At 34.1% G+C, this 18,999-nt stretch carries 21 protein-coding genes and 1 pseudogene; 18 read left to right on the top strand and 4 right to left on the bottom strand.

Features of this window, described 5'->3' with window-relative positions; genetic code table 11:
- Positions 1-252: 252 nt before the first annotated feature.
- Positions 253-393, bottom strand: coding sequence for a sporulation histidine kinase inhibitor Sda (locus tag LC087_RS07920; RefSeq protein WP_226540107.1), 141 nt, complete (start codon positions 391-393; stop codon positions 253-255).
- 695 nt (positions 394-1,088) lie between these two features.
- Here LC087_RS07920 and LC087_RS07915 point away from each other — a divergent pair.
- The 8 genes from LC087_RS07915 (at position 1,089) to LC087_RS07880 (ending at position 6,270) form a co-directional block, all read left to right on the top strand.
- A complete protein-coding gene (locus tag LC087_RS07915; protein WP_226539822.1) occupies positions 1,089-1,604 on the top strand; it encodes a YqeG family HAD IIIA-type phosphatase in 516 nt (171 codons plus the stop codon).
- A 2-nt stretch (positions 1,605-1,606) separates the two neighbouring features.
- Positions 1,607-2,707 (top strand): ribosome biogenesis GTPase YqeH, encoded by a 1,101-nt coding sequence (gene yqeH / locus LC087_RS07910; protein ID WP_226539823.1) that lies wholly within the window; start codon positions 1,607-1,609, stop codon positions 2,705-2,707.
- Positions 2,708-2,881: 174 nt separating this feature from the next.
- Entirely contained in the window at positions 2,882-3,724 is an 843-nt protein-coding gene (aroE, locus tag LC087_RS07905; protein WP_226539824.1) for a shikimate dehydrogenase, read from the top strand.
- Positions 3,718-4,011: a ribosome assembly RNA-binding protein YhbY gene (gene yhbY / locus LC087_RS07900; RefSeq protein WP_226539825.1), complete on the top strand. Its 294-nt coding sequence runs from the start codon at positions 3,718-3,720 to the stop codon at positions 4,009-4,011. The genes aroE and yhbY overlap by 7 nt, the downstream gene beginning before the upstream one ends.
- 29 nt (positions 4,012-4,040) lie before the next feature.
- Positions 4,041-4,607, top strand: a complete 567-nt coding sequence (locus LC087_RS07895) for a nicotinate-nucleotide adenylyltransferase (RefSeq protein ID WP_226539827.1) — start codon at positions 4,041-4,043, stop codon at positions 4,605-4,607.
- Complete coding sequence (yqeK, locus tag LC087_RS07890; RefSeq protein ID WP_226539829.1) at positions 4,600-5,181, top strand: bis(5'-nucleosyl)-tetraphosphatase (symmetrical) YqeK; 582 nt, start codon at positions 4,600-4,602, stop codon at positions 5,179-5,181. The genes LC087_RS07895 and yqeK overlap by 8 nt, the downstream gene beginning before the upstream one ends.
- A complete protein-coding gene (rsfS, locus tag LC087_RS07885) occupies positions 5,171-5,524 on the top strand; it encodes a ribosome silencing factor (RefSeq protein WP_226539831.1) in 354 nt (117 codons plus the stop codon). The genes yqeK and rsfS overlap by 11 nt, the downstream gene beginning before the upstream one ends.
- A gap of 2 nt (positions 5,525-5,526) precedes the next feature.
- The gene (locus LC087_RS07880) at positions 5,527-6,270 is read left to right on the top strand and encodes a class I SAM-dependent DNA methyltransferase (RefSeq protein ID WP_226539833.1); all 744 of its coding nucleotides are present in this window, start codon (positions 5,527-5,529) and stop codon (positions 6,268-6,270) included.
- Between the two features lie 77 nt (positions 6,271-6,347).
- Here the strand turns inward: LC087_RS07880 and comER are convergent, their stop codons facing one another.
- On the bottom strand, positions 6,348-7,169 hold the full coding sequence (comER, locus tag LC087_RS07875) for a late competence protein ComER (RefSeq protein WP_226539834.1): 822 nt from the start codon (positions 7,167-7,169) through the stop codon (positions 6,348-6,350).
- Between the two features lie 113 nt (positions 7,170-7,282).
- Between comER and LC087_RS07870 the strand changes: the two genes are divergently transcribed.
- From LC087_RS07870 to LC087_RS07855, 4 genes are all read left to right on the top strand, one after another.
- Complete coding sequence (locus LC087_RS07870) at positions 7,283-7,900, top strand: helix-hairpin-helix domain-containing protein (protein ID WP_226539835.1); 618 nt, start codon at positions 7,283-7,285, stop codon at positions 7,898-7,900.
- Between the two features lie 78 nt (positions 7,901-7,978).
- Positions 7,979-8,437: a ComE operon protein 2 gene (locus LC087_RS07865; protein WP_226539836.1), complete on the top strand. Its 459-nt coding sequence runs from the start codon at positions 7,979-7,981 to the stop codon at positions 8,435-8,437.
- 92 nt (positions 8,438-8,529) lie between these two features.
- On the top strand, positions 8,530-10,164 hold the full coding sequence (locus LC087_RS07860; RefSeq protein WP_306020560.1) for a DNA internalization-related competence protein ComEC/Rec2: 1,635 nt from the start codon (positions 8,530-8,532) through the stop codon (positions 10,162-10,164).
- A 34-nt stretch (positions 10,165-10,198) separates the two neighbouring features.
- On the top strand, positions 10,199-10,792 hold the full coding sequence (locus LC087_RS07855; RefSeq protein ID WP_306020558.1) for a ComEC/Rec2 family competence protein: 594 nt from the start codon (positions 10,199-10,201) through the stop codon (positions 10,790-10,792).
- A 51-nt stretch (positions 10,793-10,843) separates the two neighbouring features.
- Here the strand turns inward: LC087_RS07855 and LC087_RS07850 are convergent, their stop codons facing one another.
- Positions 10,844-10,978 carry a YqzM family protein gene (locus LC087_RS07850; protein ID WP_226539838.1) on the bottom strand — a complete coding sequence of 45 codons (135 nt, stop codon included), beginning with the start codon at positions 10,976-10,978 and terminating at the stop codon, positions 10,844-10,846.
- Positions 10,979-11,311: 333 nt separating this feature from the next.
- Between LC087_RS07850 and holA the strand changes: the two genes are divergently transcribed.
- A complete protein-coding gene (gene holA, locus LC087_RS07845; RefSeq protein ID WP_226539839.1) occupies positions 11,312-12,325 on the top strand; it encodes a DNA polymerase III subunit delta in 1,014 nt (337 codons plus the stop codon).
- Between the two features lie 147 nt (positions 12,326-12,472).
- On the opposite strand, the gene rpsT is transcribed toward holA, so the two are convergent.
- Entirely contained in the window at positions 12,473-12,739 is a 267-nt protein-coding gene (gene rpsT, locus LC087_RS07840; RefSeq protein ID WP_226539840.1) for a 30S ribosomal protein S20, read from the bottom strand.
- A gap of 199 nt (positions 12,740-12,938) precedes the next feature.
- Between rpsT and gpr the strand changes: the two genes are divergently transcribed.
- From gpr to hrcA, 5 genes and pseudogenes are all read left to right on the top strand, one after another.
- Positions 12,939-14,018, top strand: a complete 1,080-nt coding sequence (gpr, locus tag LC087_RS07835) for a GPR endopeptidase (protein WP_226539842.1) — start codon at positions 12,939-12,941, stop codon at positions 14,016-14,018.
- A gap of 67 nt (positions 14,019-14,085) precedes the next feature.
- The gene (locus LC087_RS07830) at positions 14,086-14,412 is read left to right on the top strand and encodes a DUF3679 domain-containing protein (RefSeq protein WP_226539844.1); all 327 of its coding nucleotides are present in this window, start codon (positions 14,086-14,088) and stop codon (positions 14,410-14,412) included.
- A 160-nt stretch (positions 14,413-14,572) separates the two neighbouring features.
- Positions 14,573-16,396: pseudogene (gene lepA, locus LC087_RS07825) on the top strand (translation elongation factor 4).
- Between the two features lie 286 nt (positions 16,397-16,682).
- A complete protein-coding gene (hemW, locus tag LC087_RS07820) occupies positions 16,683-17,825 on the top strand; it encodes a radical SAM family heme chaperone HemW (RefSeq protein WP_226539846.1) in 1,143 nt (380 codons plus the stop codon).
- A gap of 82 nt (positions 17,826-17,907) precedes the next feature.
- Entirely contained in the window at positions 17,908-18,933 is a 1,026-nt protein-coding gene (gene hrcA / locus LC087_RS07815; RefSeq protein ID WP_226539847.1) for a heat-inducible transcriptional repressor HrcA, read from the top strand.
- Positions 18,934-18,999 lie beyond the last annotated feature (66 nt).

Below are 18,999 nucleotides of genomic sequence, written 5' to 3'. Positions count from 1 at the left end.
AATGTCGTATTGTGGGAGCCCATATCCTCCACCTTATCCTTATCCAATAGGCTATCAGAGGTTAGGCTTTTGGTATGCGTTATTAATTGTTATTTTCGTGTTAATTTTGGTAATTGGTGGTTTTTGTTATGCTTATCGTTGGTTTGGATATTAATAACAAATTACCAACCTATAGAAAGAAAGGGATGAAATAAACATGAATGCTTCTTTTCATTCCTTTTTTTATGCAAAAAAAAAACATTAATTGATCGTTTAAGAAGAAATCTTAGTTAAATCAATTAATGATCGCCGTTCAATTTCTGTTAATATTAAATCAATAAACTCTTCATTTAGTTGCATTTCTCTCGCTTTATAATACGATTCAAGTAGAAGTTCATCTGATAATTTTTTCATTGGATATGCCATTTTGGCTAGACACCTCCTGTATTAAATTAGTAGATATTGTTTAATAATCAAAGTTGCTCTAATTTACGTAATAAATTATCTTTTAGTAGAGTGAGGTATTTCTATTAATTTGACTATCTCTTTTAAAAATAGGAATGATAAACTTTGTATAGCTAGATGGGCGCTTGCGCTTTTCTTAAAAGATAAGAAAGTATAAACTTTGTTCTTTATAAGAAGGTGCTAACATTGCTGTCTAGCTCCAGCGCCCAGCAACTCGTAAGTTTTCGCCCTCCTCCTTATGATAAGTCAACATCGAAGCCTGCGGCTATTCGTGTTTCCTTTATCTCATACGGAGTACTCAAGCCCCTTCGTTGCTAAACGGGCGCTTGCGCTTTTCTTATGTATCTGAACCTAAATCTACCATATTTTTTTTTAATAGAACAACCGTTCTTTTATCCACAAGTAACGGTGGAAAACTTGTTAATAACTTGTTTGTAAATGTTTAAAATATACTAAGATGAGGGTGGATATTGTGAATAACGATATCCACAGTTGTAGAAAACGGGTTATAAATGTCGAAAACTTTTTTAATTTTCTTGTTCTACGATAATTCATTGTCGAAATTCGTAACTTTACTTTGAAAGTATCGTGAAAATTATGTATGATGATAATTGGTTTTAAATTTGACTATTGAGGTGTAGTCTGTGCTAAATCTATTTTTACCAAAACAATTTGAAAAGAGTATTTTTGATATTGATCCTAAGCAATTGAAAGAAAAAGGGATTAAGGGGATTATCACGGACTTAGATAATACATTAGTAGAATGGGACCGTCCATTGGCTACTCCGGAATTAACAAAATGGTTCCAATCCGTGAAAGATGAAGGTATTGAGATTACAATCGTTTCAAATAATAAAGAAACTAGAGTAAAGCAATTCTCAGAGCCCTTAAATATATCGTTTATATATAAAGCAAGGAAGCCTTTAGGAATAGCCTTTAGGAAAGCCTTGAGAAACATGAAGTTGAATAAGCAAGAGGTTGTTGTTATAGGGGATCAAGTTTTAACAGATGTATTAGGCGGAAATCGAAATGGGTTTCATACAATACTTGTTATTCCAGTTGCTTCAACAGATGGATTTTTTACAAGAATGAATCGGCTAATTGAGAGAAAAATATTAGAGAGTTTTAAACGAAAAGGTTTGTTAAAATGGGAGGAATAAGCTTGGATGAGATCAAGTGTATTGGCTGTGGAGTTAAAATACAAACAACGAATCAAAATGAGTTAGGCTATGCTCCACCAAAGTCTATACAACGAGAATCTGTCGTTTGCCAAAGATGTTTTCGTCTAAAGAACTACAATGAAATTCAAGACGTTTCTTTAACAGATGATGATTTTTTAAAAATATTACACAACATTGGTAATGAAAAGGCATTAATCGTCAAAATAATTGATATATTTGATTTCAATGGAAGCTGGATAAATGGAATTCATCGATTTGCTGGAGCGAATCCAGTTTTGTTAGTGGCGAATAAAGTCGATGTTCTTCCTAAATCAGTAAATAAACAAAAATTAGTTGATTGGATAAGAAGAGAATCAAAAAAAAATGGATTAAAGCCTATAGATGTTTATTTAGCAAGCTCTTCTAAGGGAATGGGAATAAAAGAGGTAGCGTCTGCAATAGAACATTATCGAGACGGAAAAGATGTTTATGTTGTTGGCTGTACCAACGTTGGCAAGTCTACTTTTATCAATCGAATCATAAAAGAAGTAGCTGGGGAAGAAGATATTATTACAACTTCACACTATCCTGGCACCACACTTGATTTAATTGATATCCCTTTGTCTGACGGTTCGTCTTTGTATGATACACCAGGAATTATACATCAGCATCAGATGGCACATTTTGTATCAAAAGATCATTTGAAATTTATAACGCCAAAAAAAGAGCTTAAACCAAGGACCTTTCAACTGAATGAAGGACAAACCCTTTTCTTTGGAGGACTCGCGCGTTTTGATTATCTAAAAGAAGGGAAAGTGTCATTTACTTGTTATATACCAAATGAACTTCTCATTCACCGAACGAAAACAGAAAAAGCGGAAAAGATTTTCAGTGATCATCATGGCGACTTATTGCATCCCCCATTGTCTATAGATGGAGTGGAAGATACAGAACTAGTAGCTCATCAATTTACTATTAATAACAAAAATACAGATGTGATTTTTTCTGGATTAGGATGGGTAACGGTTAATCAAGCTAACGCAAAAGTTGTTGCTTATGCACCTAAAGGGGTTCTTGTAAGTGTACGTGAATCATTGATTTAGATACGATAAAAAAAGTAAATTGCGTGTTCAAAAGTGGACAAAAGGCCGAAGAGAACGAGTCGACTGCTTAAGGATTGTCAAAATACAGGTTAGGTAGAGGTTGCATCCATCCTGCAGGTGTGTTCATCGTAGTCCATTTTGAATAATCTCGTAAAGTGTTAGGGAGAGGATCATATGTCAAAATTATTTGGTGTCATTGGTGACCCGATCAGCCAGTCCATGTCTCCGACGATTCATAACACAGCATTTCATACTTATCAGATCGATGCTCACTACCATGCCTTTCAAGTGAGTAAGAAGAACTTGAAAGAAGCCGTTGAAGGAATGAGAGCCTTAAATATAAGTGGTTTTAATGTCACAATTCCTCATAAAGAATCAATTATGCCTTTTTTAGACGAAGTTGATCCTCTTGCCCTTGAAATTGGTGCAGTTAATACAGTGGTCAACCAAGGCGGGCGATTAAGAGGCTACAATACGGACGGAAGTGGTTTTGTACGATCGCTCAACGAGGCATTATCTACTTCTATTGGAAATCAGCAAATATTAGTTGTTGGTGCAGGTGGAGCATCAAGAGCTATAATATTTGCCTTACAACAAGCAGGAGCTATTACTATTGACATCATAAACAGAACAAAAGAAAAAGCAGAAGATCTACTTTCTGTTGTTGGAAATATAAATGGGGAAGCGTTATCATTACATGAAGCGCATCAAATTTCAAAGAAGTACGATATTCTCATTCAAACATCACCTATAGGGATGTATCCAAATGTTGAGAATCAACCCCTAATATTAAATAAGCTGGTATATAATCACTCAATCGTTTGTGATATTATTTACAATCCAATTAAGACTGCTTTTCTGTCTGAAGCAAAGCAATTAGGTTTAAACACGGTAGACGGAGTAGGTATGTTTGTTTATCAAGCAACACTTGCTTTTGAATTATGGACAGGGATCAATCCAGATCCTCATCCTTTAAAGAATATTGTTTATCAACATCTAGGAGGCTCATCATGTTAAAAGGAAAACAAAAGCGCTTTTTAAGGGCAAAGGCACATCACTTGAATCCGATCTTTCAAGTTGGAAAGGGTGGAGTCAATGATCATTTAGTGCAACAAGTGGAAGATGCTTTGGAAGCAAGAGAGTTAATAAAAATAAGTGTCTTACAAAATTGTGAACAAGATAAAAACCAAGTAGCTGAAGAAATTTATCGCCCAGCAAAAGCTGAGTTAGTCCAGATTATTGGCAATACCATTATTTTGTATAAAGAGTCAAGAGAAAAAAAACAAATCGTTTTACCGAACTAGCGAACAGACATAAAGGGAGAGAGGATTTAATGACTAAAATAGGAATTTTGGGAGGTACATTTGATCCTCCTCACCATGGTCATCTGTTAATGGCAAGTGAAGTGCTTCATTCATTAGGCTTAGATGAAATATGGTTTATGCCTAATAATGTTCCTCCACATAAGCAAGAAACAAAAGTATCCTCTAGTGAGCATCGAGTGAAAATGTTGGAACTTGCAATTTCAGAAAATGACAACTTTAAAGTTTCGACTATTGAATTGGAAAGAAAAGGACCATCCTATACTTATGATACTATGTTTCTACTAAAAAAGAGGTTTCCTAAAGTATCTTTTTACTTCATTATTGGTGGAGATATGATTGAACACCTCTCTAATTGGAAAAATATAAATAATCTAGAGAATTTAGTTACTTTCGTTGGGGTAAGTCGACCAGGATTTTCAATATCATCTCCATATAACATTATTACTGTCGCAGTTCCGCAATTTGATGTTTCTTCTACTATGATTCGAAATCGTTTTAATCATCAGCAGCAAACTCGTTATTTATTGCCGGATTCAGTATTATCCTATATAGAGGAGTATAAACTATATGAATAAACGTGAGGCTTTACAGATTGTAAAAAAACAACTTCCAGAAGCTCGGTATCTACATACATACCGTGTCATGGAAACAGCCATCATTTTAGCGAGAAGGTTTAATGTCAATGAAAAAAAAGCAGAGTTAGCCGCTATTTTCCATGATTACGCAAAAAATCATTCGAAAGATGAGATGAAAAAGCATATTGTCGATCAAAATATGTCCCCTTTATTATTACAATTTCATCCAGAGCTGTGGCATGCACCAGTTGGGGCTTTTTTAGTTGAACAACAATTTGATATTAAAGATCCAAATATTTTAAATGCGATTCGTTTTCATACAACGGGTAGAATGAATATGACTAAATTGGAAAAGGTTATATTTTTAGCTGATTATATTGAACCTGGTAGAAAGTTTCCTGGAGTGAAAGAAGTTAGAGCAAAAGCAGAAGTTGATCTTGATAAAGCACTCTTCCAATCATTAAAAAACACCATTGCTTTTTTACTGGAAAAAAATCAAACTATTTTCCCTGATACTTTTAAGGCATATAACGGACTATTAGGTATAAAAGGAGTGGATCGAGTTGACGAGTAAGGATATACTTTCGGTAGTAGTTAAGGCGGCGGATCAGAAGAAGGCGGAAGAAATGCTTTCTTTAAATGTAAAAAATATTTCTTTAGTAGCCGACTATTTTTTTATATGTCATGGAAATAACCATAAACAAGTACAAGCAATTGCAAAAGAAATAAAAGAAGTGGCACAAGAAAACGGGATTGAAGTAAAAAGGCTGGAAGGTTATCATGAAGCACGATGGATACTAATTGATTTAGGCGAAGTTATCGCTCATATTTTTTATCATGAAGAAAGAAGTTACTATAATTTAGAAAAGCTGTGGGGAGATGCTCCAATCGAAACCGTCTTAAGTGAGCGACCATAAAAATGGCTTATGAGCATTTTGCTTTTTTGTACGATAAACTGATGGTAGACGCCCCTTATGATTTATGGATCGAATATGTTGAGAGTGAATTTGAAAACTATTGTGAACCTGTTCAAACTATTGTAGATTTAGGATGCGGTACCGGTGAAATATCTTTAAGGTTAATGGAAAAAGGCTTCGATGTGTTAGGTGTCGATCTTTCTTCTGAAATGCTTACTGTAGCGAAAGAGAAAGCCACAAAAAAAGGGATGAACTTACCTTTACTACAGCAGAATATGACTGATCTGAACGTAATGAAACAAGTAGATGCTGTTTTGATTCTATGTGATTCTTTAAACTATTTAGAGAATCAAGAACAAGTCATTCAAACGTTTTCTTCCGTTTATAAGTCCTTACGGCCGGGAGGACTATTTGTTTTTGATGTTCATTCCATCTATAAAATGGAAAATGTTTTCAATCAGTCTCCCTTTGTTTCAACCAATCAAGGGATAAGTTACATCTGGAATTGTTTTGAAGGATTTTACCCATATACGGTTGAACATGAACTTACTTTTTTCGTTGAAGAAAAAGACCATAGTTATACTCGATTTGACGAGGATCATGTTCAAAGGACATTTCCTATTGAAGAGTATTCCTTATGGCTTAAAAAAGCAGGCTTTATATCACTAAAGGTAACCTCAGATTTTGGGAAAAAAGACTTTTCTAAGGCTGAAAGAATCTTCTTTGTTGCAAAAAAAGATTTTTAAAACATATACGGAAGAGTTATTTCATGGTAAAATAATGTCAGTCCATCAGTGGTAGTTATCCACTGATGGTAGATGGTTTATGTGTTAAATTGCTTATTAATTTCTAATTTGTCCTCTCTATATTTTTCGTGAGTACTTTTGAAAAGTTCATTAAACATGGTACCAATCTTTTTTTCAAGCACCTTGATTCCCTCGCCAGTCACTCCGCCTTGTACACAAACCTTTTCTTTTAAAGTAGTTAAATTGTATAAGTCACTTGTTAATATTTTTCCATATCCTTTCATCATTTCTTCTGCTAATAAACTTGCCTGTACTTTAGTGATGCTTGTTTCTTGAACAGCAGCTTCAATAAATTGTTCCATTATATAGCTGAAAAAAGCAGGTCCACAACTAACAATATCTGAAGCAACTCTCGTAATATTTGAGTTAATCTCAACAGGAGTTGATATGTGACTAAATAAAGATTTTAATTTCTCCTTTGTTTCGTTTGTGCAAGTATGCCCAAATGTAAATAAAGAAACGCCAGAAAAGGTACGATTGGTAATACTGGGGATAATTCTGGCGACTTGACATGTAGTGATGCTTTCGATTTGTTCCACCTCTATTGGGCTTGTAATTGAAATTAAACATTTGTTATCTCTAAAGTATTGCTTATATTTCTCTATGAATGGGTAAATATCTAATGGTTTTAAGCAGAGAAAGATGAAATCTGAGCTGTTTAAAACATCTTCTGGGGAAATTTTTACGTGCAGGTCCTTTATTTGTTCTTGTATTTGAATGGCTTTTTGAATGGTTCGATTATGGATATACATATTGGAACCAGAGACTGTTTCAGAATAATACAGTGCCTCAATTAATATTCGCCCCATGTTTCCTGTTCCGATAAAACCTATTTTCATACGTAGTCCCCCCTCCATAATTCTTTCACTCTTATAAAATATGATTTCTTGTAAAAAAATATGTTATCAAAACGGTTTTATAATAGGTTTCAAAAATTAGAAAGGAAGCTAAGATGGAATTGAATCAAATTTTATATAAATATCGATATGTCTGTGTTGGTCTTGTCATTGCTATTGTTTTCATTGTGTTCTTGCTTTTTCAAGTGCAAAGTAAACCATCCAATGAAGAAGCTGTCGTTGTAAATGATCTTCCTATCCAAGACGAAACAAATACAGAAGAGGAGGATGTAGAGGTTGTTAAACAGACTATTGTTGTAGATGTAAAAGGAGAAGTAAGAGCACCAGATATATACGAATTAAATGAAGGTGACCGAGTTTATCATGCAATAAAGGCAGCTGGCGGGATAACAAAAGATGCGGAGGATAAACAAATAAATTATGCGATGCTCGTTAAGGATGAAATGCTTATTTATGTACCGAGAATTGGAGAAGTAGATGTAGAAGTTGGCGTGCAAGAGAATGGAGACAATGAGTCTAACGTTATTTCAATTAATGATGCCACAGAAGCAGAATTAGAGCAGATAACGGGGGTAGGACCATCAAAAGCAAAAGCCATTATAAAGTATCGTGAGGAAAATGGACCATTTAATCAAATTGAGGATTTATTACAAGTGTCAGGAATTGGCGAGAAGTCTCTTGAAAAAATGAAGGACCAAATAACGATTAAATAGACGTTTTCAGGTTAATATTGACGAAAACAGGATTTGTCTCTTAAACTTAAGAAAGTTGTCGAATATGGAGGGGAAAGCATGAAAAGAATATCTTGGAATGAATATTTTATGGCACAAAGTCATTTGCTTGCTTTACGAAGTACTTGTACGAGGCTTGCAGTTGGGGCAACAATTGTTAGAGATAAGAGAATTATTGCGGGTGGTTATAATGGCTCAATCGCAGGAGGTTCACATTGCATTGATGAGGGATGCTATGTCATTGATAATCATTGTGTTAGGACTATTCATGCCGAGATGAATGCTTTATTACAATGTTCCAAGTTTGGTGTTCCTACAGATCAAGCAGAAATTTATGTGACACATTTTCCGTGCTTACAATGTTGTAAGGCAATCATTCAAGCGGGAATTAAAAGAGTTTACTACGCAATAGATTACAAGAATCATCCATATGCTGAAGAACTATTCCGTGAAGCGTCAGTTCAAGTGGAACAGGTAGAGCCTCATTATGTTCAGTTTTCATTTGATAAAGAAGGATAGAAGTTTGTTAAGCGCAACTATAGAATCATAGTTGTTTAAAGACAAAAATTGAAAATGTTCCTTATTTTCGGATTTTACAAAGGGAGTGTACTGTGAAGGGGAATCTTATTTACATTTCGATTGCCATTACTTTAGCTGTACTGTCTGTTTATACAAGTAGTTTATTTTTTCTTTTATTCGTTATATTTGTTTGTTATTTATTCATAAAAGAGCAGAAACGCTTATTAATTTATGTTACTTTCTCTTTTGTCATTATGCTCGTATATTTTTCTTTTGTGGATTATCATAATAAAACATCTTTGCAACCAGGTGAAGTAGAAGGGGTTATTTTATTTGATGATTTGAAGTGGAAGAAAGGCTCTTTAAGCGGCTTCGGTATAATTGAAGTCGATTCAAAAAAAGAAAAGACTTATGCATTTTATCAGCCATCATCTCATTTCGTAACTATAAAGGATATCATACAACCTGGAAGCAGATGTCGCTTTAAAGGGTCTATTAATAAACCAGAGAACGTAACCGTTCCTCACACATTCGATTTTAAAAAATACTTATATATTCATCGAACAAATACTATTTTGACGGTCGATTCAATAGGGTCTTGTCGAGTGGGTAAGTTTAAACAAATTTATACTAAAAGACATTCGATATTAAATTGGATTGATGAACAGTTCTCTCATGCGAGCAAAGGGATTATTGCTGCATTATTAATTGGAGATCGTTCTCTTTTACAAGAAGATATTGAGGATCTTTATCAAAAGTTTGGACTTATCCATTTATTAGCTATTTCAGGACTTCATGTAGGTGTATTTTTATCCTTTTTTTATTATATATGTATTAGAACAGGTCTTACTCATGAACATACGAAGTATTTGATTATTCTATTATTGCCCTTTTATGTGATGTTAACGGGTGCTTCACCTTCCGTAATAAGAAGTTCAATAATGGCCATTATGGTCTTGCTTTTTTCCTTTCGCTCTCATACTTATTTATCGATCGATGGGCTCTCAGTAGCATTTATTTTAATGATGGTCTTTGAACCGTATTATTTGTTTCAAGTTGGATTTCAACTTTCTTTTTTAGTGAGTTATGGAATCTTGCTAAGTCAATCATGGATATTAAAAGGTTTATCTAAGTTTCACCAGTTGTTCAGATTGTCGTTTATTTGTCAGTTAACTTCATTTCCATTAATCCTTTTTCATTTCTTCAAATTTTCTCCTTGGAGTATCGTTTTAAATCTTATTTTTGTACCCTTATTCACTATGATCCTTCTACCTAGTGTGTTCATCACAGTAATAGTAACAAAGTATAGTCAAACTATTGGAGGAATACTTGATGGAATATTTAGTGCGGTTATTAAGCTTTCCTCTGAGCTTTTAAGGTGTATCGAAAATCTTCCTTTATCTACACTTCTTATTGGTAAACCTTCACCTCTCCTTATGAGCTGCATTATGATCTTCACTGTTTATCTTCTTACTCAATTAAATTTTAACCGATATTTGATCAAAGTATTGACGATATCAAGTTTGTTCTTTTGCGTTCATTTTGTTGAGAAATCGACCAATATTGAAGGTAAGATTATCCTCCTAGATGTAGGCCAAGGGGATTCTATATTTATTCAAGAACCTTATAATGGATCAACTTTTTTGATAGATACGGGGGGAGTCATTCGTTACGGGGAAAAAAAATACCCACACAATTGCAGAGAATGTAACTGTACCTTTTCTTGAAGCAAAAGGAATAAAAGAATTAGATTTTTTAATTTTGACCCATGGAGACTTTGATCATACTGGTGAAGCTATTTACTTAATTAAAAAATTTAAAGTAAACCATTTAATTGTTCCTATCGGATTTGACGATAGTGAATGGGGAAGTGCTATTGTTTCATTAGCTCATCAAAAGAAAGTAAACGTCACACTTTTGAGTGCTGGAGCCAAAATAAAAGGACAAGTTCTTACTTTTGATGTATTGTCTCCTTTTCAAATAGCGGATCATAAAAATAACAATTCACTTGTGTTAAATTCCAAGATAGGGGGCTATGACTGGTTATTTACAGGTGATATTGAAGAGCCATTAGAAAAAGAGCTTGTTGAAAAATATAACCTACAAGGGATTGAAATTTTAAAGATTGCTCATCATGGGAGTGAAACCTCTACAACAGAAAAATTTTTGGAGGAGATCCGTCCAGTTAGAGCATTAATCTCTGTTGGTGAGAAGAATCGTTATGGACATCCTAGTTCAGCGGTTTTGGAGAGGTTGGAAAAATATAATGCGATTATTTATCAAACGAACAAACATGGTTCAATTGAATTTCGTTGGCAAGAAAATAGAGGAACCTTTTATACGTATCCCCCATAACCTATTGTGAAGAAATAAAAAAAGGAGCTCTTATGAACTCCAACAATGGTATTATGAACCAATTAATTTTATCACAGTACCAATAATAAAGATTGTGGCGAAGAATCCGAAAGAAACAATAAATCCAACAGCAGAATCTACAGCATCATTTCGTTTACTTTGTACTTCTTGTTCAAATTCATTCACTGCATATCCCTCCTATTTCATCCATTAGTATAAGCTAAATGTGAAGAAAAATCTACTAATGGATGGATTAATTAATTATTGTAAAGAAAAAATCTCTTTCTGATGTAAACGATTAACACCTATATAAATAACGGTGCAGGAAAAAATATTAGTATGGTAATCGTTCTAACATAAGATTCCTAGGGCTTATGAAGGAACGTTTATTATAGATTAGGCTGATTTTTGATTTTATTTCAAAAATTGGCCTTTAAATTTTCTTTGCCCTTTTCTAACTTGTCAAAGTGGTGAAAAGAATTTAGGATTAAAAAGTGAACGACCAATGAGAGGTGTAAAATGATTAAGCAATGGGACAAGATTCAAAAAAAACAGGTTAATCCTATGTATTTATTGTTGGGTGAGGATACATATTTAATCGAAGAAACGATAAAGAAGCTAATCAACAATATTTTAACTGAAGAGGAAAAAGAATTAAATATATCTGTTTATGACTTAGAAGTTCAAAATATTGAAGAAGCTATAGATGAAGCGGAAATACTACCATTTTTGGGAGAAAAAAAGATTGTAATTGCAAAAAATCCTCTTTTTTTAACAGCTCAAAAAGGGAAGATTGAGCATAATATTGATGCATTAGAAAGTTATATTAAAAATATAGCTCCTTTTACTGTGTTTATAGTCGTTGCTCCCTACAGTAAATTAGACGAACGAAAAAAAATAACAAAACTAATAAAAAAACATGCTGAAGTAGTAGATACAAACCAGTTTCAAGAAGACGATAAGCGAATTTGGATTAAACAGTTTTTTGAACAAGCACAGTTGGAAATAGATGAGGATGCATTGGATCAATTGCTTTTCCTTACTGGAGGTCATTTAATGGCTATTCAAAGAGAAATGGAGAAGTTGAGGTTGTTTTTAGATGAAGGTGGAGTGATTTCAAAAGATGTTGTTATGATGCTAGTTCCTCGAACTTTAGAGCATAATATATTTGAATTAATCGATAAAGTGGTAAAAAAGCAAGCCTCAGCGGCTCTGCAAATTTTCTTCGATTTATTAAAAAATAATGAAGAACCAATCAAGATTTTAGCATTATTAGTTTCTCAATTCCGTCTTATTTATCAAGTGAAAGAATTAATGAAGCAAGGGTACGGACAAAATCAAGTAGCTGGTCAATTAAAGGTTCACCCTTACCGAGTAAAGCTAGCTTACCAACAAGGACAAACGTTCAAAGAACAAGATTTAGAAAAAATATTATATGATCTTGCAGAAGCTGATTATGAAATGAAAACGGGAAAAAGAGACAAGCAGCTAATATTAGAGTTGTTTTTCACTAAGCTTTTTAAGGTAGCATAGAAAATATAAAGATGTATATAAATTCAGCTGCTTTTTTTCAACTGGTGTTCAACACCACAAGCTTTAGTCGTCACTTAGATTGGTTTAAAAAAAGGTGAAACTAAAAAAAGATCCCTTAGTTGGATCTTTTTTAGTTTGCGGTATTAATTATGCTGAAAGTTCGCTTAGCTTTTTAGCTAGACGAGATTTTTGACGACCAGCCGTGTTTTTATGGATGATTCCTTTATTAACAGCCTTGTCAATTTTCTTTGCAGCTTCATTGAATGAAGTTTTAGCTGCTTCTACTTCTTTATTTTCAACGTTTGCTTCAAAACGTTTAATAGCAGAACGCATAGCAGATTTGATCGTTGCATTGTGAGCACGACGCTCTTCGTTTGTTTTTGCACGCTTAATAGCAGATTTAATATTTGCCAATTCTTTCACCTCCTAAGAAGCTTCACTAGTATAACAAAAACATTCTATCAAACAGGTAACTCTTTTGCAAAGGGTTTTTTTTCTTTGCTCAATTGTGTTCATACAAATAAAAAACAAAAATTGAAGTGACTAATATATTTTTGTTTGGAAAAAGTAAGAAAAAGGAGATTGTCTTTAAACATGAAGGAGTGTATTGTATATGAATTCAATAGACCTTAGTAAATATTCAGTAAGAACGGATTTAGCAATTGAAGCTCAAGAAAATATATCTAATATTGAAGGGGTAATTATAAAAGAAGCAGAACAAGACGGAATAAAAATTTCAAATGTAAAGATAACAAAGAAAGGTTCAGAAATGGTTGGAAAAAAGCCGGGAAATTATTTGACGATGGAAGTTCAAGGTATAAGAGAGCAAGATTCTGCTCTTCAACAAGATGTTATTAAAGTTTTTGCCGAGCAGTTCAGTTTCTTTTTAAAGAGTAAAAATATTAAAGAAAATGCGACTTGTTTAGTTGTTGGATTAGGTAATTGGAATGTGACGCCAGATGCTTTAGGACCCATGACCATTGAAAATCTTTTGGTCACTAGGCATTTATTTAGTTTACAACCTGAAAATGTTGAAGAAGGATATCGGTCCGTTTCAGCAATTGTCCCTGGGGTTATGGGGTTAACTGGGATTGAAACGAGTGATATTATTTCTGGAGTTGTCCAACAAGCAAAACCTGATTTTATTATCGCCATTGATGCTTTAGCTGCACGGTCTATAGAAAGAGTGAATACAACGATTCAAATATCTGATTCAGGTATTCATCCCGGTTCAGGAGTAGGAAATAAACGGAAAGATCTTAGTGAAGATACATTAGGTGTTCCCGTAATTGCCATTGGTGTGCCGACTGTAGTTGATGCTGTTTCAATAACAAGTGATACAATCGATTTCATTTTAAAACATTTTGGTCGAGAATTAAAAGAAGGAGATAAACCTTCACGTGCTTTAGCTCCTGCTGGTATGAGCTTCGGTGAAAAAAAAGTGTTAAACGATGATGATTTACCTGAAGAAGAACATAGGTATCACTTTTTAGGCCAGGTCGGTACTTTATCTGAGAATGAAAAACGTCAATTAATTCACGAAGTGTTATCTCCCTTAGGCCATAATTTAATGGTGACACCGAAAGAAGTCGATGTTTTTATGGAAGAAATGGCAAATATATTAGCATCAGGTTTAAATACGGCTCTTCATCAAGCTGTAGACCAAACCAATTCAGGGGTTTATACACATTAAGAATATGCATAATGGGGGATGGACAAGCATATGAATGGAAATAGAGCTTCTAATGGGAGTGGTGAAAGTGAAGAAGTTTATTTTAAGGTGTGTCGTCCTTTGTCTAGTCTTATTTATAGGTATTATCGTTGGTATAAAACAGGCTCATAATGGGGTCATGTATATAAAAGGTGATGAGTCATCTTCTTTGTCTACTTCGATTGTTAAGGAAGATATCGATACAACAAATTCTTCTCTATATGTAAATCCCAAGTTGTCTGAAAAAGAGAAGGAATTGGAAGAAATAGAGGGGTTTAATCTATTTTCTCAAGCTGGCAGGAAATTAGGAGAAGGTGTACAAGCAGCCTTGCAAAAATGTATCAATTTAGTAAAAGAGAAGCAATCGGAGATGTGACTTAAGTGCGATAAGTTTTCGTTTTTTTATAAAGGTAATGTTATTTTCGTTTTACTTCGTTGCTAAGCGGGCGCTTCCGCTTTTCTTTTTTGTTGAATCTTGAGCTCCGTATTGTTATAATCAGTGCTAGTGTATGTTGGCATGTAGGAGTGAACAGGATATGAATAATGAGGAAAGATTGGCACGTCAACAGCGGATTCGGAATTTCTCTATTATTGCTCATATTGATCATGGAAAGTCGACCCTTGCTGATCGAATCCTTGAAAAAACGGCAGCAATAACGCAAAGAGAAATGAAAGAACAGCTATTAGATTCAAATGGATCTTGAACGTGAACGAGGAATAACCATTAAATTAAATGCAGTACAATTGAAGTACATAGCTAAAGACGGAGAAGAATATATTTTCCACTTAATTGATACTCCAGGACACGTCGATTTTACTTATGAAGTCTCAAGAAGCTTGGCTGCTTGTGAAGGTGCGGTCCTTGTAGTAGATGCTGCACAAGGAATTGAAGCTCAAACGTTGGCAAACGTTTATTTAGCGCTTGATAACGACTTAGAAATTTTACCTGTTATCAATAAAATAGATTTACCTAGTGCTGAACCTGAAAGAGTTCGAAAAGAAGTTGAAGATGTTATCGGGTTAGATGCTTCAGAGGCTGTATTAGCATCAGCGAAAGCTGGTGTAGGAATCGGGGAAATACTAGAACAAGTGGTTGAAAAGGTTCCACTCCTCAAGGTGATCCTAGCGCCCCTTTAAAGGCAATGATTTTTGATTCATTATATGACCCATATCGTGGGGTAGTTGCTTATATTCGAATCATTGAAGGAACAGTTAGCGTTGGCGATAAAATTAAAATGATGGCAACAGGTAAACATTTTGAGGTTTCAGAATTAGGTGTTTTCACGCCTAAAGCGACACCTTTAAAGGAACTTACCGTGGGTGATGTTGGCTTTTTAACGGCATCGATAAAAAATGTAGGAGACTCTCGTGTAGGAGATACAATTACCTCCTTTGATAACCCAGCAAAAGAGCCATTGCCTGGTTATAGAAGATTGAATCCTATGGTATATTGTGGGTTATATCCGATAGATACTGCAAAGTACAACGACTTACGTGAAGCTCTTGAAAAATTAGAATTAAATGATTCCTCTTTGCAATTTGAACCAGAAACCTCTCAAGCTTTAGGGTTTGGCTTCCGTTGTGGATTTTTAGGAATGTTGCATATGGAAATTATTCAAGAACGGATAGAACGAGAATTTAAAATAGACTTAATTACTACTGCCCCATCTGTTATTTATGATGTTCATTTAACTGATGATGAAGTGTTGAAAGTAGATAACCCTTCAAATATGCCAGATCCACAGTCAATTGAACATGTGGAAGAACCTTATGTTAAGGCAACTATTATGGTGCCAAACGATTATGTAGGCAGTGTAATGGAGCTTTGCCAAGGTAAGCGTGGAATATTTGTTGATATGCAGTATTTAGATGAGATAAGAGTAAGTATTGTTTATGATATACCTCTTGCAGAGATTGTCTATGATTTCTTTGACCAGCTAAAGTCAAATACGAAAGGATATGCTTCCTTTGATTATGAATTAGTTGGATATAGACCATCTAAACTAGTTAAAATGGATATATTATTAAATGGAGAGAAAATCGATGCCTTATCTTTCATAGTACATCGTGATACGGCATATGAAAGAGGAAAGTTGATTGTTGAGAAATTAAAAGAACTAATACCTCGTCAGCAGTTTGAAGTGCCGATACAGGCTGCGATTGGTACAAAAATTATTGCAAGGTCAACGATTAAAGCCATTAAAAAGAATGTTTTAGCAAAATGTTATGGTGGAGATATTTCAAGAAAACGTAAACTTCTGGAGAAACAAAAAGAAGGAAAACGTCGCATGAAACAAGTTGGATCTGTTGAGGTTCCTCAAGAGGCCTTTATGGCAGTGTTAAAAATGGAGGATTCTTAATAATAAACCTTATCAATATTTTTTCTCGAAAGACCTGACCAATTGTCAGGTCTTTTTCGCAGAGTGAGATAGTATAAAAGTTTGTCCCTATTTGAATGATGTTTTCATCAGTGTCTGTCTCCATCGCCCAGCGGCAGGTAGCGCTTTCGACGCAAAGGTCGTGGCGGAAGTTAGCCATTCTTTCTTGTTTATGTGTCGCTAAACGGGCGCTTGCGCTTTTCTTAAATGATGCTTCCTTTTAACTTCTGGATAAATTGCATGATAATAATTTTTAGAAGGTGATGTTATGCCAAGAGCCGTATACATTCATATTCCATTTTGTAAACAGATTTGTCACTATTGTGATTTCAATAAATATTTTATTGAAAAGCAACCTGTAAAAGGATATTTGCAAATGTTAGAGGTAGAAATAAAAAAGACATTTGAGTTATTTAAAACGGAAAAAGTTGAAACAATCTTTGTTGGTGGCGGAACACCAACGGCTCTTAATTCAGAAGAACTTTCTTATCTCTTATCCATTATTAGTGATAATATTTTACCTTTAACAAAAGAAGTTGAGTATTCATTCGAATGTAATCCTGATGATCTCACAGAAGAAAAATTAGCCTTACTTAAACAAGGTGGAGTGAACAGATTAAGTTTTGGAGTTCAAACCTTTGATAAAGATTTGTTAAAAAAGATTGGTAGGACTCATCGAGCGGATGATGTCTACCATGCTGTTGAAATAGCAAGAGCATTACAGTTTAAAAATATTAGTCTAGATCTAATGTTTGGTTTGCCAGGTCAAACAATGGAGGTTTTTCTTGATTCATTAAAACTAGCATTGTCATTAGATGTTCCGCATTACTCTTCATATTCCTTAATTGTAGAGCCAAAGACCGTGTTTTATAATCGACTTCAAAAAGGAAAGCTTCATCTACCACCTCAAGAACAAGAGGCTATGATGTTTGAAAAATTAATGACTGAAATGAAAAAAGCGGGGCGGAATCAATATGAAATTAGTAATTTTTCAATGGAGGGATATGAGAGTATACATAATTTAACCTACTGGAATAATGAAGAATATTACGGTTTTGGTGCTGGAGCTCACAGTTATGTTCATGGAGTAAGGCGTGTAAATGCTAGGCCCCTCAACAAGTATATGTCTTTGATAAAAGAGAAAGGCACTGCTTTTATAGATGAACATCTCGTCACTAGAAAGGAAATGATTGAAGAAGAGATGTTTTTAGGATTAAGAAAGACAAAAGGAGTGTCCGTTGACCATTTTAAAGAGAAATTTTCTGAAGACCTATTCGACCTATTCGGAGAAGAAATTCAAATTTTATTTAATCGAAACCTTCTTAAACAAGATGGATCATCGATATATTTAACAGAGGAAGGGAAAATGATAGGGAATGAGGTGTTCCAATCATTTTTAAGTGGTTTGTAATTGACAATTCCTCTGTCATCTGATAACTTATTTGTAGATTTAGCACTCGTAATAACAGAGTGCTAACAGAGGTGATGATACAATGCTTACAGGTCGTCAATTAAACATTTTACAAGTAATTGTAGATGGTTTTATTCATTCTGGGCAACCAATTGGGTCACGTACATTATCTAAAAAGCAAGATATTTTATATAGTTCTGCAACCATTAGGAATGACATGGCTGATTTGGAAGAAATGGGTCTTATCGAAAAAACCCATAGCTCATCAGGACGTATCCCTTCTGAAAAAGGCTATCGTTACTATGTTGACCATCTTATATCTCCGCAGAAATTAAAGAAAGATGAAATTGTAGTAATTAAATCTGTTTTTGCAGAGAAGATATATGAACTTGAGAGAATCGTTCAGAATTCTGCTAAAATATTATCTGACTTAACTAACTATACATCGATTATACTTGGACCTAAGTTTACCGAAAATAAACTAAAGAGAATTCAAATTATCCCTATAAACGATGATACCGTTGTGGCGATCATTGTAACGAGTAATGGGTATGTTAGTAACAGAACAATTAGTTTTCCTGAATCCATTGATCCTAGTGAGATTGAACGTATGGTTAATATCTTAAATGATCGATTAGTAGGAGTACCACTTCAGCAATTGAAGAATAAAATATATAAAGAAGTAGCTGTTTTATTAAGAGAGAACTTAGAAAATTATGATTCCCTCATTCAATTGCTTTCTGGAACACTTTCTATTGATGAAAAAGAAAAGCTTTATTTCGGTGGGAAAACAAATATTTTTAAACAGCCTGAATTTCATGACGTTGCTATGATGAGAAGCTTTATGCAGTTAATTGAAAAAGAGGAAAGTTTATACCCGTTGCTTCATGCAAATCAAACGGGTATAAAAGTAAAAATAGGCACAGAAAATGATGCTGTAGAAATGAAAAATTGTAGCTTAATAACTGCCACCTATTCAATTGGGGGAAGTCAATTAGGAACAATTGGAGTTATTGGACCCACACGTATGGAATATTCAAGAGTCATTAGTTTGATTCAATTGGTAGCGAATGATCTGTCTAAGATTGTTACTAATTTTTATGATTGAAGTGAGTGTTTAAGCAGGTGGGTATCAAGATTACCCATCCCTTTTACTTTGTAATTAAGGTGCTTC

The sequence above is a fragment of the Bacillus carboniphilus genome, from assembly GCF_020524035.2.
Lineage (GTDB): Bacteria > Bacillota > Bacilli > Bacillales > JAIVKR01 > Bacillus_CC.
Note: the sequence above shows the minus strand (reverse complement) of the source record. Positions and strands in the feature narration are given on the sequence as shown.